Genomic DNA, 25,780 nt, shown 5'->3' on the forward strand with positions numbered 1-25,780 from the left:
GGTGGGTGATGACGGGATCGAACCGCCGACCCTCTGCTTGTAAGGCAGATGCTCTCCCAGCTGAGCTAATCACCCTTTGCTTCGTTGAGGCCGCGAAATTTACGCAGGTAGCGGACCTAAGTCAATAGCCTGCTTGAAGTTTTTCTGAAAAAGACAAAATGGCTTCAAGACCGCCTACTCGCTGTAAATCATCTTCTTGCTCATGCCACCGTCGACCACGAACTCCTGCCCGGTGACAAACCCGGCCTGACGCGACAACAGCCACGCCACCATCGCCGCCACATCCTCCACCGTTCCCACCCTGCCCGCCGGATGCTGGGCATGGTCGGCGTCCGTCAACGGCTCGGCACGGCGCGCCGCAGGATCACGCGCATCGATCCAGCCGGGGCTGACGGCGTTCACTCGCACCTCCGGACCCAGGCTGATCGCCAATGCGTGAGTCAGCGCCAGCAAGCCGCCCTTGCTCGCCGCGTAGGCCTCGGTGTCCGGCTCCGATTGACGGGCCCGGGTCGACGCCAAGTTGACGATCGCCCCGCCATGAGCGCGCAGGTACGGCGCACAGTGCTTGGCCAGCAACATCGGCCCACTGAGGTTCACCGCCAGCACACGATTCCAGTAAGCCAGGTCGAGGCTTTCCAGGGTGATATTGCGCGGGTCGGCCACTGCCGCGTTGCACACCAACGCATCCAGGCGACCAAACTGCCCCAGCACTTCGGCGACACCCTGGGCCACCTGCTTCTCGTCCGCCACGTCCATGGTGATAAACCAGGCGTTGTCGCCCAGCACCTTGGACACCTTGGAACCGCGTTCGCGGTCCAGGTCCGTCAATACCACCTGCCAGCCTTCACTGATCAGCCACGCAGCAATCCCGAGGCCAATGCCCCGGGCCGCCCCAGTGACCAATGCGACGCGGCCGTTACTGGCCGCTGCAGCTTCCATGGACCACTCGATCACAAGGCTGCCAGCCCGCGAGCCAGGTCAGCTTGCAGGTCGGCTACATCTTCCAGGCCTACCGCAATACGGATCAGGCTGTCGCGGATACCGGCGGCTTCACGCTCCTGCGGCGCCAGGCGGCCGTGGGAGGTGGTGCTTGGGTGGGTGATGGTGGTCTTGCTGTCACCCAGGTTGGCGGTGATGGAGATCAGTCGAGTCGCGTCGATAAAGCGCCATGCGCCCTCCTTGCCACCCTTGACCTCGAAACTCACCACGGCACCGAAACCGCGCTGCTGGCGCTGGGCCAACTCATGCTGCGGATGGCTCTTGAGACCGGCGTAATGCACCTTCTCGATACCGTCCTGCTGCTCCAGCCATTCGGCCAGGGCCTGGGCGTTGGCGCAGTGGGCCTTCATCCGCAGGCTGAGGGTTTCCAGACCCTTGAGGAAAATCCACGCGTTGAACGGGCTCAGGGTCGGGCCAGCCGTGCGCAAAAACCCGACGATTTCCTTCATCTGCTCGCTGCGACCGGCCACCACACCGCCCATGCAACGGCCCTGGCCGTCGATGAATTTGGTCGCCGAGTGCACCACGACGTCCGCGCCCAGCTTCAGCGGCTGCTGCAACGCCGGGGTGCAGAAGCAGTTGTCGACCACCAGCATCGCGCCCTTGGCGTGAGCCACTTCGGACAACGCGGCGATGTCCACCAGCTCGGCCAGCGGGTTGGACGGCGATTCGACGAACAGCAACTTGGTGTTGGCCTTGATTGCCGCGTCCCACCCGGAAAGATCCGCCAGGGGCACGTAGTCCACCTCGATGCCGAAGCGCTTGAAGTACTTCTCGAACAGGCTGATGGTCGAACCGAACACGCTGCGCGAAACCAGCACATGGTCGCCAGCGCTGCACAGGCTCATCACCACTGCCAGGATCGCCGCCATGCCAGTGGCGGTGGCCACGGCCTGCTCCGCGCCTTCCAGGGCCGCGATACGTTCTTCGAACGCACGCACGGTCGGGTTGGTGTAGCGCGAATACACGTTGCCCGGCACTTCACCGGCGAAGCGCGCAGCGGCGTCGGCGGCAGTGCGAAACACGTAGCTGGAAGTGAAGAACATCGGATCACCGTGTTCGCCTTCCGGCGTGCGGTGCTGGCCAGCGCGCACAGCCAGGGTATCGAAAGCTACGCCATCGAGGTCGCTGTCCAACCGACCGGCATCCCATTCCTGACTCATGCTGTGACTCCTTACTCAATTCTTTATTTAAGATACAAAACCGGCCCCTCAGGGCCGGTGTCTACTCAGTTGTTGTACAGATCGATGATCGCGCTGACCGCCTGGGTCTTGATCTTCGAGGAGTCGTTGCGCGCCTGCTCGATCTTGTTCAGGTAGGCCTCGTCGACATCACCGGTCACGTACTTGCCGTCGAACACGGCGCAGTCGAACTGGTCGATCTTGATCTTGCCACCGCCGACCGCTTCGATCAGGTCCGGCAGGTCCTGGTAGATCAGCCAATCGGCGCCGATGAGGTCGGCCACGTCCTGGGTCGTACGGTTGTGAGCGATCAGTTCGTGGGCGCTCGGCATGTCGATACCGTAGACGTTCGGGTAGCGCACGGCAGGCGCTGCGGAACAGAAGTACACGTTCTTGGCGCCGGCTTCACGGGCCATCTGGATGATCTGCTTGCACGTGGTGCCACGCACGATGGAGTCGTCCACCAGCATCACGTTCTTGCCGCGGAACTCCAGCTCGATGGCGTTGAGCTTCTGGCGTACCGACTTCTTGCGCGCCGCCTGGCCCGGCATGATGAAGGTACGGCCGATGTAGCGGTTCTTCACGAAGCCTTCGCGGAACTTGACGCCCAGGTGGTTGGCCAATTCCAGCGCAGCCGTACGGCTGGTGTCCGGGATCGGGATGACCACGTCGATGTCGTGCTCAGGACGCTCGCGCAGAATCTTCTCGGCCAGCTTCTCGCCCATGCGCAGGCGCGCCTTGTACACCGAAACGCCGTCGATGATCGAATCCGGACGCGCCAGGTAGACGTGTTCGAAGATGCACGGGGTGAGTTTCGGCGCCACGGCGCACTGACGGGTGTGCAGTTTGCCATCTTCGGTGATGTACACCGCTTCGCCCGGCGCCAGGTCGCGGATCAGGGTGAAGCCCAGCACGTCCAGGGACACGCTTTCGGAGGCGATCATGTACTCGACGCCCTCGTCGGTGTGACGCTGGCCGAACACGATCGGACGGATGCCGTGCGGGTCACGGAAGCCGACAATGCCGTAGCCGGTAACCATCGCCACCACCGCGTAGCCACCGACGCAACGGTTGTGCACGTCGGTCACGGCGGCGAACACGTCCTCTTCGGTCGGCTGCAGCTTGCCGCGCTGGGCCAGCTCGTGGGCGAACACGTTGAGCAGTACTTCCGAGTCGGAGCTGGTGTTGACGTGGCGCAGGTCAGATTCGTAAATCTCCTTGGCCAGCTGTTCAACGTTGGTCAGGTTACCGTTGTGCGCCAGGGTGATGCCGTAAGGCGAGTTGACGTAAAACGGTTGAGCTTCGGCCGATGTGGAGCTACCGGCAGTCGGGTAACGCACATGGCCAATGCCCATGTGCCCGACGAGGCGCTGCATGTGACGCTGATGGAACACGTCACGCACCAGGCCATTGTCCTTGCGCAGGAATAACCGGCCGTCGTGGCTGGTCACAATACCGGCAGCGTCCTGGCCGCGGTGCTGGAGGACGGTTAGCGCGTCATACAGCGCCTGATTGACGTTCGACTTACCGACGATACCGACGATGCCACACATGCGACGCAACCCCTACTTAATGAATCTTGACTGAACACAGCTTACTGAGGCGTTTTGGCCGGCAAGAGGTGTTCCTTGAACGGAAGATCAGCGGGTACGCTGATTCCGCTGGCCAGCCACTGACTGCTCCACCCCAATATGAGGTTCTTGGACCAATCTGCAACCAATAGAAATTTTGGCACGAGTACCGACTCCTGCCACCACGAATCCTGCTGTACCGGCCCCAGGCTCAACAGCCCGACCGCCACGACCACCAGCAACGCGCCACGCGCGGCGCCGAAGGCCATGCCGAGAAATCGATCGGTCCCGGAGAGGCCGGTGACACGTATCAACTCGCCAATAAGATAATTGACCATTGCCCCCACCAGCAGCGTGGCGATGAACATGATGGCGCAGCCCGCGATGACGCGAGCCGAAGGTGTCTCGATGTATCCGGCCAGGTAAACCGACAATGAACCGCCGAACATCCAGGCTACGACTCCTGCGATGATCCAGGTCAGCAACGACAGTGCTTCTTTTACGAAGCCGCGGCTTAGACTGATCAAAGCGGAGATGGCGACGATTGCAACGATCGCCCAGTCAACCCAGGTAAATGGCACGTTTGAGCCTACGGACGGATAAGGCGGCGCATTTTAGCAGAGCGTCGGGCTGTCGGTAAGCTGTGATTGCGGGTGCTTTGCAAATCAATGGTTTGGAGACCCCGTCCAACTTCAACCCAGCCCCAAAACCAATGTGGGAGCAGGCTTGCCTGTAATGAGGGCGGCGCATTCAACATCACTGTCGACTGCAACCACCGCCATCGCGGCAAGCCAGCTCCCACATTTGGCCAGCATTCCAACCAGAGAGTGACAGTGATCAACCGCGCTCAGGCTGGAAACGGGTGACGAACCCCTTCAAGTTCTGCTGGCGATCCAGCAAGTCGCGCAGACGGTCGGCCTCGGCACGCTCGATCAGCGGCCCGATAAACACCCGGTTCTTGCCGTCGGCACTGCGGATATAGGCGTTATACCCCTGGCTACGCAGCTTTTTCTGCAGCGCATCGGCGCCGTCGCGATTGCCCAGGCTGGCGACTTGAATCGACCAACTGATCGGCAGGCCATTCGGGTCGATACGGCTCTGCCCCACGTCCGGCTTACCCGGTGCGGCAGGCTGCGGCGCGACCGGCTTGGGCGCAGGTGCCGGCGCTGCGGGCTTGGCAGCGGCGACAGGTGCGGCCGGAGCCGGCTTGACCACCGGCACGCTTGGCTGCACGGGCATCGAAGGCGCCTGTTGCGCGGCCATTTCATCATCGGTCGGCACCGGCTCTTCTTCCGGCAGGGCCTGCGGCTCGGGCACCACCACTGGCTCAACCTGCACCTGCGGTACCGCCGGTGCCTGCGGCGCGGCTGGCGCCTCCACCACCACCTGGCGCTGTTCGTCCTGGCGGGAGAACAGCATCGGCAGGAAGATCACCGCCAATGCCACCAGAACCAGGGCTCCGACCATTCGCTGCTTGTATGCGCTATCCAGTAATGCCATGTGCAGCTTCCTCCGTGGAGCGCCGGGCCAACCACTCAAGCGCCTCGGCAACACAATAAAATGATCCGAACAACAGAATTTCGTCCTCGGCCGTCGCCACCGCACACTGCGCCTCAAGGGCTGCGGTCAGGCTTGCATACGACGCCACCGGCGCACCAAGGTTCTGCAACGCCTTTTCCAACTCAACCGCGGGACGGCTGCGCGGCGTGTCCAGCGGCGCGACCGCCCAAGCCTGGACGCTCGCCAGCAACGGCGCAACCACGCCATCCAGGTCCTTGTCCGCCAACAACCCGAAGACCGCCAGGCGACGCCCGACCAGTGGTGTGCGTGACAGGCGCTGCGCCAGGTACTCGGCCGCATGCGGGTTATGCCCCACATCCAGCAGCAGGTTCAGGCGCTTGCCTTGCCATTCGAATTCACGGCGATCCAGGCGCCCCACTACGCGGGTCGCCAGCAACGTCGCCGCAATCTGCGCGGCATCCCACGGCAGATCCAGCAGCAGATAGGCTTGCAGCGCGAGCGCGGCATTTTCCATCGGCAGGTTCAACAGCGGCAGGTCATGCAGCTCCACCACCTGGCCACGCGCATCACGCCCGCGCCACTGCCAGTGCTGGTCACCGATTTCGAGATTGAATTCACGACCGCGCAGGAAGAACGGGCAATCCAGCTCGCGGACCTTGTCGAGCAAGGTAGACGGCGGATCCACGTCCCCACACAGCGCAGGCTTGCCCTGGCGAAAGATCCCGGCCTTTTCATAAGCCACCGACTCACGGGTATTGCCCAGGTAGTCGGCATGGTCCACACCAATGCTGGTGACCAGGGCCATGTCGGCGTCGACCACGTTGACCGTGTCCAGGCGCCCGCCCAGGCCGACTTCCAACACCACCACATCGAGTTGCGCGCGCTCGAACAACCAGAACGCCGCCAGGGTGCCCATTTCGAAGTAAGTCAGGGAGATGTCGCCCCGGCCAGCATCAAGTGCCGCGAAGGCTTCGCAGAGTTGCTCATCCGTGGCTTCGACGCCATTGAGCTGCACCCGCTCGTTGTAGCGCAGCAGGTGCGGAGAGTTGTAGACGCCGACTTTCAGCCCTTGGGCCTGCAGCAGCGCCGCGACAAAGGCACACGTAGAGCCTTTGCCGTTGGTGCCGGTCACCGTGATCACTCGCGGCGCCGGCCGACCCAACCCAAGGCGGGCCGCTACCTGTTGCGAGCGCTCCAGGCCCATGTCGATGGCGGACGGATGCAACTGCTCAAGGTAGGCGAGCCATTCGCCGAGGGTACGTTGGGTCATAGGTTTGCAGGCACCGGTGGGACGACGATTGGCTCGACTTTAGGCGCGACGTACACAGGGGTCGGCAGGCCCATCATTTGTGCCAGCAGGTTACCCAGGCGTGGACGCAGTTCGCCGCGCGGGATGATCAGGTCGATGGCGCCATGCTCCAGCAGGAACTCGCTGCGCTGGAAGCCTTCCGGCAGTTTTTCGCGCACGGTCTGCTCGATTACGCGCGGGCCGGCGAAGCCGATCAGGGCTTTTGGCTCACCGACGATCACGTCACCGAGCATCGCCAGGCTGGCGGAAACGCCGCCGTAGACCGGGTCGGTCAGTACGGAGATGAATGGAATGCCTTCCTCGCGCAGACGCGCCAGTACCGCAGAGGTCTTGGCCATTTGCATCAGGGAGATCAGCGCTTCCTGCATACGCGCACCACCAGAGGCGGCGAAGCAGATCATCGGGCAACGGTTTTCCAGGGCGTAGTTGGCAGCGCGAACAAAGCGCTCGCCGACGATGGCCCCCATGGAACCGCCCATGAAGGAAAACTCGAACGCCGACACCACCACCGGCATGCCCAGCAGCTTGCCGCTGACGGAAATCAGTGCGTCCTTCTCACCGGTCTGCTTTTGCGCAGCGGTCAGGCGGTCCTTGTACTTCTTGCCGTCGCGAAACTTCAGGCGGTCAACCGGCTCCAGGTCCGCACCCAGCTCGTTACGGCCTTCGGCGTCGAGGAAGATATCGATGCGGGCGCGGGCGCCGATACGCATGTGGTGATTGCACTTGGGGCAAACGTCCAGGGTCTTTTCCAGCTCGGGGCGGTACAACACCGCGTCGCAGGATGGGCACTTGTGCCACAGACCTTCAGGAACCGAGCTTTTCTTTACCTCGGAACGCATGATCGAAGGGATCAGTTTGTCTACTAACCAGTTGCTCATGCTTTCTTTCTCCAGTACCGGTGGCTTGAACACAGCCCCGCGTATGCCCTTGAGCTAAATTCATATGTGGCGATGACACAGGTGGGACGGGGTCAGGTGTTCGACCAGCCATTTCCCGCCTGCATCCTCAGCCTTCCAGACAACCTGCCAGCGCAGGCTTGCCACTTCATTGCCGGGCCACCCACAGGCGGCGCCGGGCTGTTTTACACAGTGGTAGTTATGGACGGCGGCAGACTGCCAGCCGTCACATCCCGCCACTGCTGTTGCGCACAGCCTGCATGAATGCGCGAATCTTGCTGTGATCCTTGATGCCCTTGCCCTGCTCTAACCCACCGCTGACATCCACCGCGTACGGGCGCACCTGCGCGATCGCCACGCCGACATTGTCGGGGTTAAGCCCCCCGGCGAGGATGATCGGCTTGCTCAGCCCCGGAGGAATCAGCGACCAGTCGAACGCCTCACCGGTGCCACCGGGCACACCTTCGACATACGTATCCAGGAGGATCCCGCGTGCATCGGCATAGGCGGCGCAGGCACGGGCGATATCGTCACCGGCCTTGACCCGCAACGCCTTGATATACGGGCGCTGGTAGCTTTCGCATTCATCAGGGGTTTCGTCGCCGTGAAACTGCAGCATATCCAGCGGCACGGCATCCAGGGTTTCGTTGAGTTCGCAGCGGCTGGCATTGACGAACAGGCCCACGGTGGTCACGAACGGCGGCAAGGCATTGATGATCGCCCGCGCCTGCAACACATTCACCGCCCTCGGACTGCGTGCATAAAACACGAAACCGATGGCATCCGCCCCCGCCTCGACTGCCGCCAGCGCGTCTTCTATGCGGGTAATCCCGCAAATCTTGCTGCGAACGGCAGACATATCGTAGAAACCTCAGGGGTTGAACCGAGAAAGTCCCGGATGGTAACAAAAGCTTTTCCGGGCGTCAGCCGCCAAGTTCACTGAAACCTGTGAGGAAGTGTGGCCCGATGAAACGCTCCGGCAGTTCGAACTCGTCACGGTACTCCACTTGCACCAGGTACAGGCCGAACGGATGCGCCGTCACCCCGCCGGTGCGGCGTATACGGCTTTCCAGCACTTCCTTGGCCCATTCAACCGGACGCTCGCCGGTACCAATGGTCATCAGTACACCGGCAATATTTCGTACCATATGGTGCAGGAACGCCCCGGCACGGATATCCAGCACGATCATCTTGCCGTGACGGGTCACGCGCAGGTGGTGGACTTCCTTGATCGGCGACTTGGCCTGGCACTGCCCCGCGCGAAAGGCGCTGAAATCATGCACGCCGACCAAGTGCTGCGCGGCCTCGGCCATGCGCTCGGCGTCCAGAGGACGGTGGTTCCAGGTGATTTCCTGGTTGAGGTGCGCCGGGCGGATCTGGTCGTTGTAGATCACGTAGCGATAACGCCGGGCAATCGCCTTGAAACGCGCATGAAAATGCGCCGGCATGACCTTGGCCCAGCTGACGCTGACGTCATGCGGCAAATTGATATTGGCGCCCATCACCCACGCTTTCATCGAACGCTCGGCCTGGGTGTCAAAGTGCACCACCTGGCCGCACGCATGCACGCCGGCATCGGTGCGTCCGGCGCACATCAGCGATACGGGGGAGTCGGCGACTTTCGCCAGGGCATTCTCGAGGGTTTCCTGCACCGTCAACACGCCCGAGGCCTGACGCTGCCAGCCGCGATAGCGCGAACCTTTGTATTCCACGCCCAGGGCGATGCGGTAAAAGCCGTCAGCCGCCATTTCGGCGACCGGATTATCTATATTTGCCAAGAACTGAGAGCCTGATGAGTTGCGCAAAGGCCGCCATTATGCCGATTTGTGCAGGAGCTGGCTTGCCTGCGATGCAAGCGACCCGGTCTTTCGGTAAAACCGAGTGAAGGGTATCGCCGGCAAATCAGCGCCGACAAAAGCAAAACGGCGACCCGAAGGTCGCCGCTGCATCAACTATTGACTGTTACGCCAGCCGGCCGAGCATTTCCTTGGCCTCGCCGCGCTGCACTTCATCACCTTCGGTGAGCACTTCGGAAAGGATATCCCGCGCACCGTCGGCGTCGCCCATGTCGATATAGGCTTGGGCCAGGTCGAGCTTGGTGGCGACTTCGTCAGTGCCGGAGAGGAAGTCGAACTCCGGTTCATCACCGCCCAGTGCCGCGTCTTCAGCGGTGAAGGACGGCTCGATGGAGGGGTGCTCCAGGCTCTGCGACAGGCGATCCAGCTCGGCGTTGACGTCATCCAGCTCCGAGGCGAAGGCATCAGGCTTGGCGGTGGCCTCCGGTTCGTCGGCCAGGGACAGGTCGAAATCTTCCGGCAGGTCGAAGTCATCCAGCGCCGCAGGCGTCAGGGTCGGTGGCTCGACTGCCGGCACATCCTTCATCTGGTCTTCAAGGCCGGAGAGGAAGTCGTCGTCGGACTGCGCCGAAACCGGGCCATCCAACTGCAGGTCGAGGTCGAAGTCCGAGAGATCATCCGGGCTCGCCTTGGCTTCGGTCTGCTGCTGCAGGAGCGATTCAAACGTCTGCTGATCACCCTTGACCTCGGCCGGCGAAGCCGCTTCGAGATCGTCCAGGCTCAGGTCGAAATCGGTGTCGAACGCCTCTGGCTCAGGGGCCGCGGGTTTGTCTTCAAGCAAATCCTTGACGTACTGGGCATCCAGCGCGGCCGCGGCGACGGCGGCACTGACGCCTGCCGCCAGCACCGCCATGGCCGGGAAGCGGCTCTTGAGCTGCTCGACCTGGGCATGGTTTTCACCGTTGGCGACCAGTTGGCGCTCCTGGGTGACAAAACCGTCCTTGTCGTTTTGCAGGCCGTAGACTTCCATCAGCTTCAAGCGCAGGTCGCTGCGCTTGGGCTCGTGCTTGATCGCTTGCTCCAACACGTCAGCGGCCTGGTTCAGATGGCCACGGTCTATATGCGATTGCGCTTGTACCAATGCGTCGTTGGCATTTCCCGGGGCCACGGCAACGGCCAGCGGGGCGAGCACCGAAGCAACCGTCGGCGCCACCACCGCCGGTTCAACCACGGGGGCCGGCGCGGGAGCGGCCGCCAGTTTGACGTTCGGCGGCGGTACTTCCAGGCCTTCGAAGCTGTCGGGCGGCAGGTCGTGGTCGATATTGGAGGTGAAGGCCGGCTCTTCAGCCAGGGCCCGCGCCATGCGCAGGTGCTTTTCCTCTTCCAGGCGCGCATTGCGATGACGCGCCCACAACAGCAGGAGCAGCAGCACCAGCAAGCCCGCCGCACCGCCGATCACCCCCAGGACGATCGGGTTGGTCAGCAGGTCATTGAATTTGCCTTCGGTGGTGGCGGGCGCAGCCTCCGGCTTGATCGGCTCGAGTGCGGGCGCTGCTGGCGTAGCGGCAGCGGCCGGGGCTGCAGGGGCCGTTGAAGCGGCGGCCGGGTCGCTGGTCAACTGCGCGGGCATCGCCGCCGTGGCCTGCGCGCTCGGATCACCCTTCTCCGCCTGCAAGCGCGCGAGTTGATCGTTCTTCAGCTGAATCAGCTTTTGCAGCTTGTCCAACTGGCTCTGCAAGTCGGCCGCACGGCTTTTCAGTTCTTCGTTGTCGCGGCGAGTGGTGTCGAGTTGTTCCTGGGTCATCGCCAGCTTGTCGCTCAGCGCCTGGCCGTCGCCGGCCTTGCCCTTGCCGCCCTTGCGCGCGGCTTCGGCCGAGACCAGGCTCAGGTTGTCCTTGGCGTTGGTGCTTGCCGGTGCATTGCCGGCCTGGGTACGCCGGGTGGCGTCCAGCTGTTGCTTGCCTGCTGCTTGATTCGTACCCGAACGGCGCCCCTCACGCCAGGCGGCGTTCTGTGCGCTGACTTCGGCAATCGCCTGTGGTTGCGCAAGTGCGGTGCTTTGCACCGTGTCGGGCAGGCGCAGGACCTGGCCGGTTTTCAGGCGGTTGATATTGCCGTCGATAAACGCATCGGGGTTGAGCGCCTGGATAGCCAGCATGGTCTGCTGTACCGAACCGCCGTTGCGGTTCTTCGCGGCAATTTCCCACAAGGTATCGCGGGAGGTGGTTGTGTGTTGCGCAGGCTTGGTCGCGGCAGGCGCGGTGTTGGCTGCAGTCCCCGCACGCGGTGCAGGGACTGCGGCCGTCGGCGCTGGCTGGTCGAATTTTGCCGGGTCAAGCAACACGCTGTAGTCGCGCATCAGGCGGCCGTTGGGCCATTGCACCTGCAGCAGGAAGCGTACGTAGGAATCGGGCAACGGCTTGCTGGAAGTGACACGCACCACGCTGCGGCCGTTGGGATTGACCACCGGTGTAAAGGTCAGGTCATTGAGAAAGGCCTGGCGGTCAACCCCGGCATCCACAAACGCCTGGTCGGAAGCCAGGCTCGGGGTGATCTCGGACGCCGTGAGGCCACCGACATCGAGCAATTCGATTTCCACCGACAATGGCTGGTTCAACTTCGACTTGAGGGTCATCTCCCCCAGCTGCAGCGCCTGCGCCATACCGGAGGACAGCGCCGAGGCGGCCGCTATTGCTAACACCAGTTTGCGAACTTGAACCATAGCCTCATCCTTTGTTTGAACACTCCCCGGCCTGCGAGAAGGTTGGTAACCGCTGCCATAAGGCATGGCGAGCCGATAGGTCACCGACACGCTTCTGTTCCGCTTCGGGCCAAGCATAGCGCCTGGCTAGAATCAATCTACAAATTGCCGCCAAGTATCTTTTACGCAAGGCCTTTTATCAACAACTGCGCCAGCTGTACGGCGTTAAGCGCTGCGCCTTTGCGTACGTTATCTGACGCCAGCCACAAATTTAGTTCCGCCGGGTCATCCACACCGGCGCGCACTCGGCCCACATAGACCACATCCTGGCCCACCGCGTCGCCCACGGCGGTGGGGTAATCGCCCTCCTCGACCAGCTCGATGCCGGGCGCTGCGTCCAGCGCGCGATTGACGACAGCCAGATCCACCGCCGCCCCCAATTGCAACGACACTGTCAGGCTATCGCCAAAAAACACCGGGGCTTGAACGCAAGTGGCGGAAATCTTCAGGGCAGGCAAGCCCAGCACCGCGCGCAGTTCGTGGACGAGGCGTTTTTCCAGCGCGGTGTGGCCCTGGGCGTCTGGCGTGCCGACTTGCGCCAGCAGGTTGAACGCCATCTGCCGATCAAAGAACTGCGGCTCCAGCGGACGCACGTTCAGCAGCTCGGCGGTTTGCCGGGCCAGCTCGCTGACGGCTTCACGGCCCTGGGCGGAGACTGCCAGGCAGGCGGTGACATTCACCCGCTGGATATCCAGCAGGCCGCGCAATGGCGCCAGGACCACGGCCAGGTTGGTGGCAGAGGGGCTGGGGCTGGCGAGCTGGAATGGCTTTTTCAGCCCCTTCAGCACCTCAGCATTGGCCTCCGGCACCACGTGGGGCGCCTGCTCTGCGGGCAAGGCGCCCGACAGGTCGATCACCGAGCATCCGGCGGCCGTGGCCCGCGGCGCAAAGCTCAGGGTCACTGCCGGCCCCGCCGCGAAGAACGCCAATTGCGCCTTGCTGAAATCGAACTCGTCGACTTCCTTGACCCGCACATTCTTGCCGCGAAACGGCACCGATGCCCCGGCGGAGTTGCTGCCCGCCAGCAGATACAGGGTGCCCACCGGGAAATCCAGTTCTTCGAGGATCTGCACCAGGGTTTCACCAACGGTGCCGGTGGCGCCGATCACGGCGATTTCAAAGGTCTGGGTCATGGGGCTGCCTCGGGCATTGCGGGGGGAGCGGCACTTTACCGGGTGGCTGGGGGTGAGGCAATTAGCCTGGGGCTTGTGGTGTGGCTGATGGCCTCATCGCGGGCAAGCCCGCTCCCACATTCGACCGAGTTTCCTCAGTTGAAATGCGATCAAATGTGGGAGCTGGCTTGCCTGCGATGAGGCCCTCCAGGGCAATAAAAAACCCCGCACCTGTCACCAGGTCACGGGGTTTTTCAATGCAAGGAAGCGATCAACGCTCCAGCAAGATCCGCAGCATGCGACGCAGCGGCTCCGCCGCGCCCCACAGCAGCTGGTCGCCCACGGTGAATGCGCCGAGGAACTGGCTGCCCATGTTCAACTTGCGCAGACGGCCCACCGGTACATTCAGGGTGCCGGTGACCTTGGTCGGGCTCAGCTCCTGCATGCTGATGTCGCGGTTGTTCGGCACCAGCTTGACCCACGGGTTGTGCTGGCTGATCAGCCCTTCGATATCGGCGATCGGCACGTCTTTGTTCAGCTTGATGGTCAGCGCCTGGCTGTGGCAGCGCATGGCGCCGATGCGCACGCAGATGCCGTCCACCGGGATCGGGTTCTTGAAGCGCCCGAGGATCTTGTTGGTTTCGGCCTGGGCCTTCCACTCTTCACGGCTCTGGCCGTTCGGCAGTTCCTTGTCGATCCACGGGATCAGGCTGCCGGCCAGCGGTACGCCGAAGTTCTCGGTCGGGTAGGCATCGCTGCGCATGGCTTCGGCCACACGGCGGTCGATGTCGAGGATCGCGCTGGCCGGGTCGGCCAGTTGATCGGCGACGGCCGCGTGGGTCGCGCCCATCTGCTTGATCAGCTCACGCATGTTCTGCGCGCCGGCACCGGAGGCCGCCTGATACGTCATCGCGCTCATCCACTCGACCAGGCCGGCTTCAAACAAGCCGCCCAGGCCCATCAGCATCAGGCTGACGGTGCAGTTGCCGCCGACGTAGTTCTTGGTGCCGGCATCCAGCTGCTGGTCGATGACCTTGCGGTTGACCGGGTCGAGGATGATCACCGCGTCGTCCTGCATGCGCAGGCTCGAGGCGGCGTCGATCCAGTAGCCCTGCCAGCCGGCTTCACGCAGCTTGGGGAAGACTTCGCTGGTGTAGTCGCCACCCTGGCAGGTCAGAATCACGTCGAGGGTTTTCAGCTCTTCAATGCTGTAGGCGTCCTTGAGCGGGGCAATATCCTTGCCCACGGACGGCCCTTGGCCACCGACATTCGAAGTGGTGAAAAACACCGGCTCAATAAGATCGAAATCCTGCTCTTCCAGCATCCGCTGCATGAGCACGGAACCGACCATACCGCGCCAACCGATCAGACCTACACGTTTCATCGCAACTACACCTTGTTAAAAAGTGGGCCGCCTTGCAGCAACAACTGCAAGCGGGCCCGAGAGATTACAGATTCCGCAGCGCGGCGACTACTGCGTCGCCCATTTCTTGTGTGCCGACCTTGGTGCAACCCTGCGACCAGATGTCGCCGGTACGCAAACCTTGATCCAGAACCAGGCTCACGGCCTTCTCGATTGCATCCGCCGCTTCGCCCAGGTTGAAGCTGTAGCGCAGCATCATCGACACCGACAGGATGGTCGCCAGCGGGTTGGCAATGCCCTGGCCCGCGATGTCCGGCGCCGAACCATGGCAAGGCTCGTACATGCCCTTGTTGTTGGTATCCAGGGACGCCGACGGCAGCATGCCGATGGAGCCGGTGAGCATCGACGCCTGGTCGGACAGGATGTCGCCGAACAGGTTGTCGGTGACGATCACGTCGAACTGCTTCGGCGCACGCACCAGTTGCATGGCGGCGTTATCGACGTACATGTGGCTCAGTTCGACGTCCGGGTAGTCCTTGGCGACTTCTTCGACGATTTCACGCCACAGCTGGCTGGACGCCAGCACGTTGGCCTTGTCCACCGAGCAGACTTTCTTGCCACGCACGCGGGCCATGTCGAAGCCGACACGGGCGATCCGGCGGATTTCGCTCTCGCTGTACGGCAGGGTGTCGTAGGCCTGGCGCTCACCATTTTCCAACTCGCGCACGCCGCGTGGCGAGCCGAAATAGATACCGCCGGTCAGTTCGCGCACGATCAGGATATCCAGGCCCGCGACCACTTCCGGCTTGAGGCTCGAGGCATCGGCCAGTTGCGGGTAGAGGATCGCCGGGCGCAGGTTGCCGAACAGGCCCAGTTGCGCACGGATTTTCAGCAGGCCGCGCTCAGGACGGATGTCACGCTCGATCTTGTCCCACTTCGGGCCACCCACGGCGCCGAGCAGCACGGCGTCGGCCGCGCGGGCGCGGTCCAGGGTTTCGTCAGCCAGCGGCACGCCATGCTTGTCGATGGCGGCGCCGCCGATCACGTCGTGGCTCAATTCGAAGCCCAGGCTGTACTTGCTGTTGGCGAGTTCCAGGACTTTGACCGCTTCGGCCATGATTTCCGGACCAATACCGTCGCCAGGGAGAATCAGAATCTGCTTGCTCATGCGTTCCTCATTTCATCAAGCGACCTGCCCGTGGGCAGGTCGGAAAAAGTTAATCAGCGCTCGGCGAAGACCACCAGCACGTCGGTGCTGAAGGTGCCGTCGGCTTGAATCTCGTAATAATCGCGCACTTCCTGGCCCATCGCCTGCTGCAGCTCAAGGATCGCGGCGCGCAGCGCCTGCGGCGTACGCATGCGTTCGACCCACGAGGTGTATTCCAGGCGCAGGCGCTGGCGGCTGCTGGTGCGCACATGCAGGCCGGCTTCGCTGAGCTGGCGCAGCCATTCGGCGGCGGAGTAATCACGCACGTGGCTGGTGTCGCGCAGCACCTCGACGGTTTGCAGGTAAGTGTCCAACAGTGGGCTGCCCGGTGACAACACATCGACGAACGCCGCCACGCCACCCGGCTTGAGCACCCGGCGCACTTCACGCAGGGCCAGGCCGAGGTCGCTCCAGTGATGGGCCGAGTAGCGGCTGAACACAAAGTCAAACTCGCCGTCGGCAAACGGCAGGCGTTCGGCGGCACCGTGGACAGTGCGGATATTGCCCAGGCCACGGTCCTTGGCGGCGCCGGCCACCACGTCGAGCATCTGCTGGGACAGGTCGTAGGCCACGACTTCCTTGACCAGTGGTGCCACCTGGAAACTCACATGCCCGGCGCCGCAGCCCAGGTCCAGCAGTCGTGCACTGCCCTGCCCGGCCAGCTCGGCCTGGAGCAGTGCGAACTCGGTGCCCTGGGCGTGCACGGCACTGCTCAGGTAGGCCGAGGCTTGCTCGCCGAATTGTTTTTGCACGACTTGGGTGTGGGCGGTGTTGGTCATGGTGATGTTCCTGGCTTTTGTGTTGTTCGTACAGGCCCTTTCGCGAGCAAGCCCGCTCCCACATTTGATCGCATTTCAACTCAAGGAACTCGGTCGAATGTGGGAGCGGGCTTGCTCGCGAAGGGGCCAGTCCAGCCTACATAGAATTACGCATCACGAAACAACCAAGGCTGGCTGGCCCGGTGCTTGGCTTCAAACGCCGCAATCGCATCGCCGTCCTGCAAGGTCAGGCCGATGTCGTCCAGGCCGTTGAGCAGGCAGTGCTTGCGGAACGCGTCCACCTCAAAGTGATACACCTTGCCGTCCGGACGGGTCACGGTCTGCGCGGCCAGGTCGACGGTCAGCTGGTAGCCGACATCGGCTTCAACCTGCTTGAACAGCTCGTCCACTTCAGCGTCGCTCAGGATGATCGGCAACAGGCCGTTCTTGAAGCTGTTGTTGAAGAAGATGTCGGCGTAGCTCGGCGCGATGATGCTGCGAAAGCCATATTCTTCCAGGGCCCACGGCGCGTGTTCACGGCTGGAGCCGCAACCGAAGTTTTCCCGGGCCAGCAACACGCTGGCGCCCTGGTAGCGCTCGGCGTTGAGCACGAAGTCCTTGTTCAACGGGCGCTTGGAGTTGTCCTGGTAGGCATAACCCACGTCCAGGTAGCGCCACTCGTCGAACAGGTTGGGGCCGAAACCGGTGCGTTTGATCGACTTCAAGAACTGCTTGGGGATGATCTGGTCGGTGTCGACGTTGGCACGGTCCAACGGCGCGACCAATCCTGTGTGTTGGGTAAAAGCTCTCATCGGGTTTTCCTCAGATCAATTCGCGAACGTCGATGAAACGACCGTTGACGGCAGCAGCGGCGGCCATGGCCGGACTGACCAGGTGGGTACGCCCACCGGCGCCCTGACGCCCTTCGAAGTTACGGTTGGAGGTCGACGCGCAATGCTCGCCCGACTCCAGGCGGTCCGGGTTCATCGCCAGGCACATCGAGCAGCCCGGCTCACGCCATTCAAAACCGGCTTCGAGGAAGATCTTGTCCAGGCCTTCGGCTTCGGCTTGCGCCTTGACCAGGCCCGAACCTGGCACCACGATCGCTTGCTTGATGGTCGAGGCCACCTTGCGGCCCTTGGCGATCACCGCCGCGGCGCGCAGGTCTTCGATCCGCGAGTTGGTGCAGGAACCGATAAACACGCGATCCAACTGGATGTCGGTGATCGCCTGGTTGGCTTTGAGGCCCATGTACTTCAAGGCGCGCTCGATGGAGCCGCGCTTGACCAGGTCGGCTTCCTGCGCCGGGTCCGGCACGTTCTGGTCGACGGCCAAGACCATTTCCGGCGAGGTGCCCCAGCTGACTTGCGGCTTGATCTGGGCAGCGTCCAGCTCGACCACGGTGTCGAACACCGCATCGGCGTCGGACACCAGGTCTTTCCAGGCTTCGACGGCGGCATCCCACTCCGACCCTTGCGGGGCGAACGGACGGCCTTTGACGTATTCCACGGTTTTTTCATCCGCCGCCACCATGCCCACGCGGGCACCGGCCTCGATGGACATGTTGCAGATGGTCATGCGGCCTTCGATGGACAGGTCGCGGATCGCGCTACCGGCGAACTCGATGGCATGCCCGTTACCGCCGGCGGTGCCGATCTTGCCGATCACCGCGAGGACGATGTCCTTGGCGGTCACACCGAAGGGCAGCTTGCCTTCAACGCGCACCAGCATGTTCTTCATTTTCTTGGCGACCAGGCACTGGGTGGCGAACACATGCTCCACCTCGGACGTGCCGATGCCGTGGGCCAGGGCGCCAAAGGCACCGTGGGTGGAGGTATGGGAGTCGCCGCAGACCACGGTCATGCCCGGCAAGGTGGCGCCCTGCTCCGGGCCGATCACGTGCACGATCCCTTGACGCACGTCATTCATCTTGAATTCGGTGATGCCATATTCGTCGCAGTAATCGTCGAGGGTTTGCACCTGCAAACGCGAGACCTGGTCGGCAATCGCTTCGATGCCGCCCTTGCGCTCGGGAGTCGTCGGTACGTTGTGATCCGGGGTGGCGATGATCGAGTCGACGCGCCAAGGCTTGCGCCCGGCCAGGCGCAGGCCTTCGAACGCTTGGGGCGAGGTCACTTCATGGATGATGTGACGGTCGATATAGATCAGCGACGAGCCATCGTCGCGCCGTTTCACTTCATGGGAATCCCAAAGCTTGTCGTAAAGCGTTTTGCCGGCCATCAGTCGGTCCTCATCAGCGGTCTTTCTATGCCCCGGGTCTTGAGACATTCAATAACCCTTTGGCTTGTGAGGCTGATGGTATGGCGCTACATTAAATAACTCAAATTCATATTTTTTATGCTTTGGATTACCAACTGGAATAGCACAATGGACCTGGCCAACCTCAATGCCTTTATTGCCATCGCCGAGACCGGCAGCTTCTCTGGCGCCGGTGAACGCCTGCACCTGACCCAGCCGGCCATCAGCAAGCGCATTGCTGGCCTGGAGCAACAATTGAAGGTGCGCCTGTTCGACCGCCTGGGCCGTGAAGTGGGCCTGACCGAGGCCGGCCGCGCCCTGTTGCCGCGTGCCTATCAGATCCTGAATGTGCTGGACGACACCCGCCGCGCCCTCACCAACCTGACCGGTGAAGTCAGCGGTCGCCTGACCTTGGCCACCAGCCACCATATCGGCCTGCACCGCCTGCCGCCGATCCTGCGCACGTTTACCCGCGAGTACCCGAATGTGGCGCTGGATATCCAGTTTCTCGATTCGGAAGTGGCCTACGAAGAAATCCTCCACGGCCGCGCCGAAGTGGCCGTGATCACCTTGGCGCCCGATCCTCACCACCTCGTCCGCGCCACCCCGGTGTGGGACGACCCGCTGGATTTCGTGGTGGCGCCGGAACACAGCCTGATCAGCAACGGCTCCGTCAGCCTGGCCGATATTGCCGGCCACCCGGCAGTTTTCCCCGGTGGCAACACCTTTACGCACCATATTGTCAGCCGGCTGTTCGAGGCCCAGGGCCTGACGCCGAATATCGCGATGAGCACTAACTACTTGGAAACTATCAAGATGATGGTGTCGATCGGCCTGGCCTGGAGCGTTTTGCCGCGCACCATGCTCGACGATCAGGTGGCAAGTATCGCTTTGCCGGGCATACAGCTCAGTCGCCAGCTAGGCTATATCGTGCACACCGAAAGGACGCTGTCGAACGCTGCGCGGGCTTTCATGAGCCTATTGGATGCACAGGTCGATCTGCCAGGGACACCGGCATGAACTTGTGCGCCCTCAAGGTCTGAACCTACCGCGCCGAACGCCCACAGAGCCAAGGCCCCTTGATAATGCGCAACCCCGTCGATTCCTTGCCTCCCCTGCCACGCATCTACGCCCTTGACCCTCAAGAGGCGGAGCAAAGCTGGGACAGTGCCCCGCAACTGCTGGCCGCCCTGAATGCGGCGCGGCTGGGCGCATGGTGCTGGGAAATCGACACCGGGCGCATCAGTTGGTCGCGGGGTACCCAGGCGCTGTTCGGCTTCGATCCGCGCCAACCGCTGCCCAAGGACCTCGACTACCTGGACCTGCTCGCACCGCAGGACCGCACCCGCGTGGTGCGCGCCTTTCATGCGGTGCTGGCCGGCGAGCCGTTCGAGCAGGCCATGCATCACCACATCCAGTGGCCGGACGGCAGCCATCACTGGCTGGAAATCAACGGCAGCCTGGCCCCCGACAAGGCGGGCCGGCGCCGCATGATCGGGGTGATCCGCGAGACCACCCGCCAGCGCGAGCGCGAGCACGCCCTCAGCCACTCCGAAAAGCGCTTCGCCACGCTGTTTCACCTGTGCCCGAACATGGTCCTGCTGACCCGCCAATCCGACGGGCTGATCAGCGAAGCCAACCAGTATTTCGAAATGCACTTCGGCTGGCCGGTGGCCGACGTCATTGGCCGCACCACCCTGGACCTGGGCCTGTGGCGCCACCCCGACCAACGCGCGCAACTGGTCAAGGCCACTCAGCGCAAGGGCGAACCGATCAGCATGGAAGTACAGTTCTGCGCCAGCAACGGGCAGATTCACGATGGCACGCTCAGCGCGCAGAAAGTCGAACTGGAGGGCGAGGCCTACCTGATCAGCACCTTTGTCGACACCACCGATCGCAAAAATGCCGAGCAGGCGCTCAAGGACAGCCAGGAGCGCCTCGACCTGGCGCTGGACTCGGCGCAATTGGGCACCTGGGACTGGCACATTCCCAGCGGCATGCTCTACGGCTCGGCCCGCGCCGCCCAGTTGCATGGCTTGCCGCCCGAGCCGTTCCATGAATCCTTCGAGGCCTTCTTTGAAGGCATGCCCGATGAAGAACGCGACAATATGCGCGACGCCTACCGCACGTTGCGCGAAGGGCCGGCCGGCAACTATCAGTTGACCTACCGTGTGCAACTGGAGGATGGCAGCTCGCGTTACCTGGAAAGCCGCGCCCGCCTCTACCGCGACGAACTGGGCGCGCCGCAGCGCATGGCCGGTACCCTGCTGGATATCACCGACCAGGTCGAACGCGAACAACGCCTGACCGCCTCCGAGGAAAAATTTGCCAGCCTGTTCCAGGCCAGCCCCGATCCGATCTGCGTCACCTACCTGGACAGCGGTGCATTCATCGAGATCAACCCGGCCTTTACCCAGACCTTCGGCTGGACCGCCGCCGAGGTCATCGACAAGAGCGCCGAGCAGATCGGCCTGTGGGACGAATCGAGCAAGCGCCTGCAGCGTATTGAACGGGTGATCCGCGAGCAGGGGCTGAGCAACGTGGCCATCGTGGTGCACCACAAGAACGGCCAGGCCCTGACCTGCGTGATTTCCAGCCGCCTGATCAAGGTCGGCAACCAGCCGTGCATCGTCACCACGTTGCGTGACATTACCCAGCAGCAACGCTCGGAGGCCGCGCTGAAGGCCAGCGAAGAGAAGTTCGCCAAGGCGTTTCATTCCAGCCCCGACGCGATTTCCATCACCGAGCGCGACACCGGCCGTTATGTCGAGGTCAACGACGGCTTCTGCCGCCTGACCGGCTACCGCGCCGAGGATGCCATCGGCCTGACGCTGTACCAGATCGGCATCTGGGCCGACGAAAACCAGCGCGCGGCATTGCTCGCCGAGCTGCAGATCAAGGGGCGCATCCATCACCTGGAAATGCTCTGGCACAACAAGCGTGGCGAAGTGCTGGCGGTGGAGGTGTCGGTCGAGCCGATCACCCTCAATGAAACCCCGTGCCTGCTGCTGACCGCGCGCGACGTAAGCCTGTTGAAGAACGCCCAGGCGCAGATTCGCCACCTGGCCTATCACGACCCGCTGACCAACCTGCCCAACCGCGCACTGCTGATGGACCGCCTGAGCCAGCAAATTGCCCTGCTCAAGCGCCACAACCTGCGCGGTGCCCTGCTGTTTCTCGACCTCGACCACTTCAAGCACATCAACGATTCACTCGGCCACCCGGTGGGCGACACGGTGCTGAAAATCGTCACCGCACGCCTCGAAGCCAGCGTGCGCATGGAGGACACGGTGGCGCGCCTGGGCGGCGATGAATTTGTGGTGCTGCTCAGCGGTCTGGAGGGTACACGCAGCGAAGTCAGCGGCCAGGTGCAGGAACTGGCCGACACCCTGCGCGAATTGCTTTCGGAACCGATGTTCCTCGATGGCCACCGCTTGCAGGTCACGCCGAGCATTGGCGTGGCACTGATTCCCGATCATGGCTCGACCCCGGCCGACTTGCTCAAGCGCGCCGACATCGCCCTGTACCGCGCCAAGGACTCGGGGCGCAACACCACGCAGATGTTCCACAACAGCATGCAGAAAACTGCCAGCGAGCGGCTGCGCATGGAGACTGACCTGCGCCTGGCACTGTCGCGTGGGGAGTTCAGCGTGCATTACCAGCCGCAGGTGGATGCGCGCGGCAACAAGATCGTCGGGGCCGAAGCACTGGTGCGCTGGCAGCACCCGCAGCTGGGCGCACAGTCCCCCACCGAATTTATCAAGGTGCTGGAAGACAGCGGCCTGATCCTCGAAGTGGGCACCTGGATCCTCGATGAAGCCTGCGCCGCGTTCGAGCAATTGATTGCCGACGGCCTGGTGGACCCGCTGAATTTCAGCCTGTGCGTGAATATCAGCCCCCGACAGTTTCGCCAGAACGACTTTGTCGAACGGGTGGAGCGCAGCCTCAAGCAACATCGACTGCCTTACAGCCTGCTGAAGCTGGAAATCACCGAAGGCATCGTGATCCAGAACCTGGAAGACACCATCAGCAAGATGCGCCGGCTGAAAAAACTCGGCGTGAGCTTTGCGATGGATGACTTCGGCACCGGCTATTCATCGCTGACCTACCTCAAGCGCCTGCCGGTGGATGCGCTGAAAATCGACCAGTCGTTTGTACGCGACGCGACCCACGACCCGAACGACGCCGAAATCATCCGCGCAATCGTGGCCATGGCCCGCAGCTTGAACCTGGAAGTGATTGCCGAAGGTGTGGAAACCTCGGAGCAACTGGCATTCCTGCAAAAGCTGGGCTGCCATTTGTTCCAGGGTTTCTTACACAGCCGGCCCTTGCCGATCGAGGGGTTCAGGCAGTTGCTGGGTTAATCCTCACACCAGCTTCAAGGCGGTCAGCGTCTTGCGCTTCCAGTGCGAGGTGCCCAGATCATACTTTTGCCCATACAGGTCCAGCGCCCCGCCCACTACCGCCACGGAGTGCCAGCCGTCCGCAAGCGTGCCGATGGCACCGTCGGCCAATTCTTCAGCCGTGCTGTTACGGATATAGCCGAACAGTCCCAGCCTTTGCAGCGCCTCGCCGGGGTACTCGCCATCGTTGAGGGTTTCCAGGGCCACCGCAAACCCTTGTTCGGCGCGGAAGTCGTTGTTTTCCATTTGCGCCCGCTTGGCGCTGCAGGCGTACAGGAAGTTCGCGTAGTCCAGCAACACCGGGTTGCTGCCGGCAAAGTTCGAGGCGGCGGTGGCCTGCCTCAGCTCGGCATGGCTCAAGCGCAGCCGGAAGCCATCGCGCATCGTCACTTCACAGCCGCCCGGCGTCCTGACGATGGACGTGTAGATCCCTTCCGGGAAACGAGTGATGGCGGCCTTGATTGCCGACACGGTGACGCAATTGCCCTCGACGCCCTGGTAAAAGCCGCTCCAGATATCGGCATGCCTGATGCCCTCCGCCACTTGAGACTCCACCCCGTCCCTTTGCGGCGGCGTCTCACGGTCATCGAACAACACATACCCGTAACCATTGCCGTGTGGGTGACTGGCACCCCTCACCACGAGCGCGGCACCAAAGTCATGGGTCTGGCGGACCCAGGGCGACTCCCTGCCGACCATGTCACGAGCGGCAACCCAACGCGACAGCCCATAGACGCCCATCCCTTCCAGGCAACGCTTGCTTGTCTCGCCCTCAAGGCTTTTTGCCAGGGCCGCCTCAAACGTCGGATAGCCACCCAACTGCTGCTTGCGCTTTACAAACGCAGCCAACATGAAGTTGGCGTGCTTCACCACGTCAGGGTCCTGCCCGCTGAACCGCGAAGCCTGCGCGGCACGCTCAAGCTCCGCCTGGGACACCTGCACCCGGTATTGATCCTTCATGGTGACGGCATAACCATCACCCGCCGGGGTGACTTCGCTGAAAACATCGGAGGCACGCGGGCCGAGGGTCATCATCATCATATTGATAACGGCCACGTGAGTACTGCAGTCAAAGCGCTCGCCGAATCGACGCTCGGCGCCTTGAAGTGCATTCACGAGGTCACCCCGTTTCGCACCGGCCTGCACATTGAAACCACTTGCAACAGGCTCAGGCAACCGACTTGGCACCACCGAGCCACGACCATCAATTGAAGCGTTCATGGAATTGTTCACTCAAGACAGGGCAGGAAAAAAGTGCAGCCAGAGATCCCGGCTGCATCCTTTAACAGGAAACGAATAGCCGTGGATCAGATCAGTGCGACGGCGTCACCCCGCGTCGGCGCCGAGCCCTGTCGCCCATATAGTTCTTCGCGTCCATTGATCACGGCCACCGAATGGCGGGCTCGGTTGCACATGCCCAATTGGCCCTTGGCCAGATCGCGCACGCTGACCCGCTTCATATGGTGCCTCAGCCCCAAGCGCAGGAAGCCTTCACCGGGGCCGTTGTCATCTTCGCCATCGTTCAGACTCTTTACAGCCGCTCTAAAGCTGCGCGCTGCCGTGCCGTCGTTGTTCTCCATTTGCGCCCGCTTGGCACTGACCGCGAAAAGAAACTGCGCGTCCTTGAGCATGCCTTTATCCGTGCCCTTAAATAGCGAGCCTGCCGCGCCTATTTGCAACTCCTGGTCGGTCAGCCTGACCACAACATCATCACGCATCGTTACTCGATAACCGTCGTTCGTCTTTAACACCTCCTTATAGATATCCGTAGGGCTTTGGCCAAACCGATACATCGCAGCCTTGATGGCGGATACCGTGACACAGTTGCCATCCGGGCCTTGGCGGAAGCCACTCCAGATATTGTCCGGCTTGGTGCCGTTGCGTTTATCGGACAAGTTCGGGATCTGGGTCGGTACAGTGGGCATCGGTTGCGGTGCGGGTGTGGGCGCTGGCAGGGGTGCCGGTATTGGCGCGGGAATGGGCGCCGGCACTAACGGGGGAGTGACTTCTGGTCTCGGCGTGATGGCGGAAGTGCTCTTGTCCGGTCTAGCCGATATCAAGTCGATCAACCGCGTGATCAATGAATTGAACAATGTAATCAGGCCGGCAATCGGGGCTAAGTTATCTCCTATCGCGACATTGTTCTGCGGCACACTCACGGGCGTCGATACAGGGCCTGGGCCAAAGCCTGACTGTTTCGGTTCACCAGGCCCCGTGGTTTCATTAGTTGCGTCCGGTAACTCCATGTTCAACGCCTGGCGTACGTCCACTACGCGAGCAATATTATTAATTGAGCAGCATGACATGACTGTCTCTCCACTTTTTTAGCGACTCTCCGAACGCCTGGTCCGGAGAGCGCTGTTTTTTATCGAAGAAGTCGAAACACGACGCCAGGCATCAAGTCCTTACCCGTCGACGGTTGATAAAGCTCCAGCCCTGCAGATCGGTTTGGTTGTCAGCGGGGCCCGGGCTGGTCACATCAGGCACAGGCGTTGGCACAACAGGGTTGACCGGCGGCTGCGGTGCAACGTCGGGCTTGGGCTGTGGATTGACCGGTGGCTGCGGTGCAGCGTCTGGCTTGGGTTGGGGCGTGAGCGGTGGCTGTGGCGCAGCGTCTGGCTTGGGTTGGGGCGTGAGCGGTGGC

The 25,780-nt window shown here is 62.4% G+C and carries 20 protein-coding genes and 1 tRNA gene; 2 read left to right on the forward strand and 19 right to left on the reverse strand.

Annotated features, from left to right (window positions below; translation table 11 throughout):
- Positions 1 to 2 precede the first annotated feature (2 nt).
- The 17 genes from AC07OJ_RS30565 to leuC form a co-directional block, all read right to left on the reverse strand.
- Positions 3 to 75, reverse strand: a tRNA-Val gene (locus AC07OJ_RS30565).
- Positions 76 to 174: 99 nt separating this feature from the next.
- Positions 175 to 939: an SDR family oxidoreductase gene (locus AC07OJ_RS30570; RefSeq protein WP_065904573.1), complete on the reverse strand. Its 765-nt coding sequence runs from the start codon at positions 937 to 939 to the stop codon at positions 175 to 177.
- Between the two features lie 11 nt (positions 940 to 950).
- Positions 951 to 2,162 carry an O-succinylhomoserine sulfhydrylase gene (locus tag AC07OJ_RS30575; protein WP_106803185.1) on the reverse strand — a complete coding sequence of 404 codons (1,212 nt, stop codon included), beginning with the start codon at positions 2,160 to 2,162 and terminating at the stop codon, positions 951 to 953.
- Positions 2,163 to 2,227: 65 nt separating this feature from the next.
- Entirely contained in the window at positions 2,228 to 3,733 is a 1,506-nt protein-coding gene (gene purF / locus AC07OJ_RS30580; RefSeq protein WP_065904549.1) for an amidophosphoribosyltransferase, read from the reverse strand.
- 41 nt (positions 3,734 to 3,774) lie between these two features.
- Positions 3,775 to 4,332 (reverse strand): CvpA family protein, encoded by a 558-nt coding sequence (locus tag AC07OJ_RS30585; RefSeq protein ID WP_003192538.1) that lies wholly within the window; start codon positions 4,330 to 4,332, stop codon positions 3,775 to 3,777.
- A 256-nt stretch (positions 4,333 to 4,588) separates the two neighbouring features.
- Complete coding sequence (locus tag AC07OJ_RS30590; protein ID WP_495095783.1) at positions 4,589 to 5,251, reverse strand: SPOR domain-containing protein; 663 nt, start codon at positions 5,249 to 5,251, stop codon at positions 4,589 to 4,591.
- The gene (gene folC / locus AC07OJ_RS30595; RefSeq protein WP_495095784.1) at positions 5,235 to 6,542 is read right to left on the reverse strand and encodes a bifunctional tetrahydrofolate synthase/dihydrofolate synthase; all 1,308 of its coding nucleotides are present in this window, start codon (positions 6,540 to 6,542) and stop codon (positions 5,235 to 5,237) included. The genes AC07OJ_RS30590 and folC overlap by 17 nt, the downstream gene beginning before the upstream one ends.
- Positions 6,539 to 7,459: an acetyl-CoA carboxylase, carboxyltransferase subunit beta gene (gene accD / locus AC07OJ_RS30600; RefSeq protein ID WP_025856447.1), complete on the reverse strand. Its 921-nt coding sequence runs from the start codon at positions 7,457 to 7,459 to the stop codon at positions 6,539 to 6,541. The genes folC and accD overlap by 4 nt, the downstream gene beginning before the upstream one ends.
- Before the next feature lie 244 nt (positions 7,460 to 7,703).
- Complete coding sequence (locus AC07OJ_RS30605) at positions 7,704 to 8,336, reverse strand: phosphoribosylanthranilate isomerase (RefSeq protein ID WP_495095785.1); 633 nt, start codon at positions 8,334 to 8,336, stop codon at positions 7,704 to 7,706.
- Positions 8,337 to 8,400: 64 nt separating this feature from the next.
- Positions 8,401 to 9,225: a tRNA pseudouridine(38-40) synthase TruA gene (truA, locus tag AC07OJ_RS30610; protein WP_106803181.1), complete on the reverse strand. Its 825-nt coding sequence runs from the start codon at positions 9,223 to 9,225 to the stop codon at positions 8,401 to 8,403.
- A 214-nt stretch (positions 9,226 to 9,439) separates the two neighbouring features.
- Entirely contained in the window at positions 9,440 to 11,995 is a 2,556-nt protein-coding gene (locus AC07OJ_RS30615) for a FimV/HubP family polar landmark protein (RefSeq protein ID WP_495095786.1), read from the reverse strand.
- Positions 11,996 to 12,156: 161 nt separating this feature from the next.
- Positions 12,157 to 13,167, reverse strand: coding sequence for an aspartate-semialdehyde dehydrogenase (locus tag AC07OJ_RS30620; RefSeq protein ID WP_120449190.1), 1,011 nt, complete (start codon positions 13,165 to 13,167; stop codon positions 12,157 to 12,159).
- 250 nt (positions 13,168 to 13,417) lie between these two features.
- Positions 13,418 to 14,530 carry an aspartate-semialdehyde dehydrogenase gene (gene asd, locus AC07OJ_RS30625; protein ID WP_005789767.1) on the reverse strand — a complete coding sequence of 371 codons (1,113 nt, stop codon included), beginning with the start codon at positions 14,528 to 14,530 and terminating at the stop codon, positions 13,418 to 13,420.
- A 64-nt stretch (positions 14,531 to 14,594) separates the two neighbouring features.
- The gene (leuB, locus tag AC07OJ_RS30630; RefSeq protein ID WP_065904535.1) at positions 14,595 to 15,677 is read right to left on the reverse strand and encodes a 3-isopropylmalate dehydrogenase; all 1,083 of its coding nucleotides are present in this window, start codon (positions 15,675 to 15,677) and stop codon (positions 14,595 to 14,597) included.
- A 53-nt stretch (positions 15,678 to 15,730) separates the two neighbouring features.
- Positions 15,731 to 16,495, reverse strand: coding sequence for a class I SAM-dependent methyltransferase (locus AC07OJ_RS30635; protein ID WP_495095787.1), 765 nt, complete (start codon positions 16,493 to 16,495; stop codon positions 15,731 to 15,733).
- A 146-nt stretch (positions 16,496 to 16,641) separates the two neighbouring features.
- Complete coding sequence (gene leuD / locus AC07OJ_RS30640) at positions 16,642 to 17,286, reverse strand: 3-isopropylmalate dehydratase small subunit (RefSeq protein WP_065904531.1); 645 nt, start codon at positions 17,284 to 17,286, stop codon at positions 16,642 to 16,644.
- Between the two features lie 10 nt (positions 17,287 to 17,296).
- Positions 17,297 to 18,715, reverse strand: a complete 1,419-nt coding sequence (leuC, locus tag AC07OJ_RS30645) for a 3-isopropylmalate dehydratase large subunit (protein WP_106803176.1) — start codon at positions 18,713 to 18,715, stop codon at positions 17,297 to 17,299.
- A 147-nt stretch (positions 18,716 to 18,862) separates the two neighbouring features.
- Here leuC and AC07OJ_RS30650 point away from each other — a divergent pair, with 147 nt between their 5' ends.
- Both AC07OJ_RS30650 and AC07OJ_RS30655 read left to right on the forward strand, forming a co-directional pair.
- Positions 18,863 to 19,753, forward strand: a complete 891-nt coding sequence (locus AC07OJ_RS30650) for a LysR family transcriptional regulator (protein WP_065904527.1) — start codon at positions 18,863 to 18,865, stop codon at positions 19,751 to 19,753.
- Between the two features lie 65 nt (positions 19,754 to 19,818).
- Positions 19,819 to 23,097 carry an EAL domain-containing protein gene (locus AC07OJ_RS30655; RefSeq protein WP_495095788.1) on the forward strand — a complete coding sequence of 1,093 codons (3,279 nt, stop codon included), beginning with the start codon at positions 19,819 to 19,821 and terminating at the stop codon, positions 23,095 to 23,097.
- Positions 23,098 to 23,100: 3 nt separating this feature from the next.
- Here AC07OJ_RS30655 and AC07OJ_RS30660 read toward each other — a convergent pair whose 3' ends face one another.
- Positions 23,101 to 24,357: a hypothetical protein gene (locus AC07OJ_RS30660; RefSeq protein ID WP_495095789.1), complete on the reverse strand. Its 1,257-nt coding sequence runs from the start codon at positions 24,355 to 24,357 to the stop codon at positions 23,101 to 23,103.
- Positions 24,358 to 24,443: 86 nt separating this feature from the next.
- A complete protein-coding gene (locus AC07OJ_RS30665; RefSeq protein ID WP_315420768.1) occupies positions 24,444 to 25,031 on the reverse strand; it encodes a hypothetical protein in 588 nt (195 codons plus the stop codon).
- Positions 25,032 to 25,780: the final 749 nt, after the last annotated feature.

The organism is Pseudomonas sp. GW821-FHT09C08 (genome assembly GCF_059418125.1).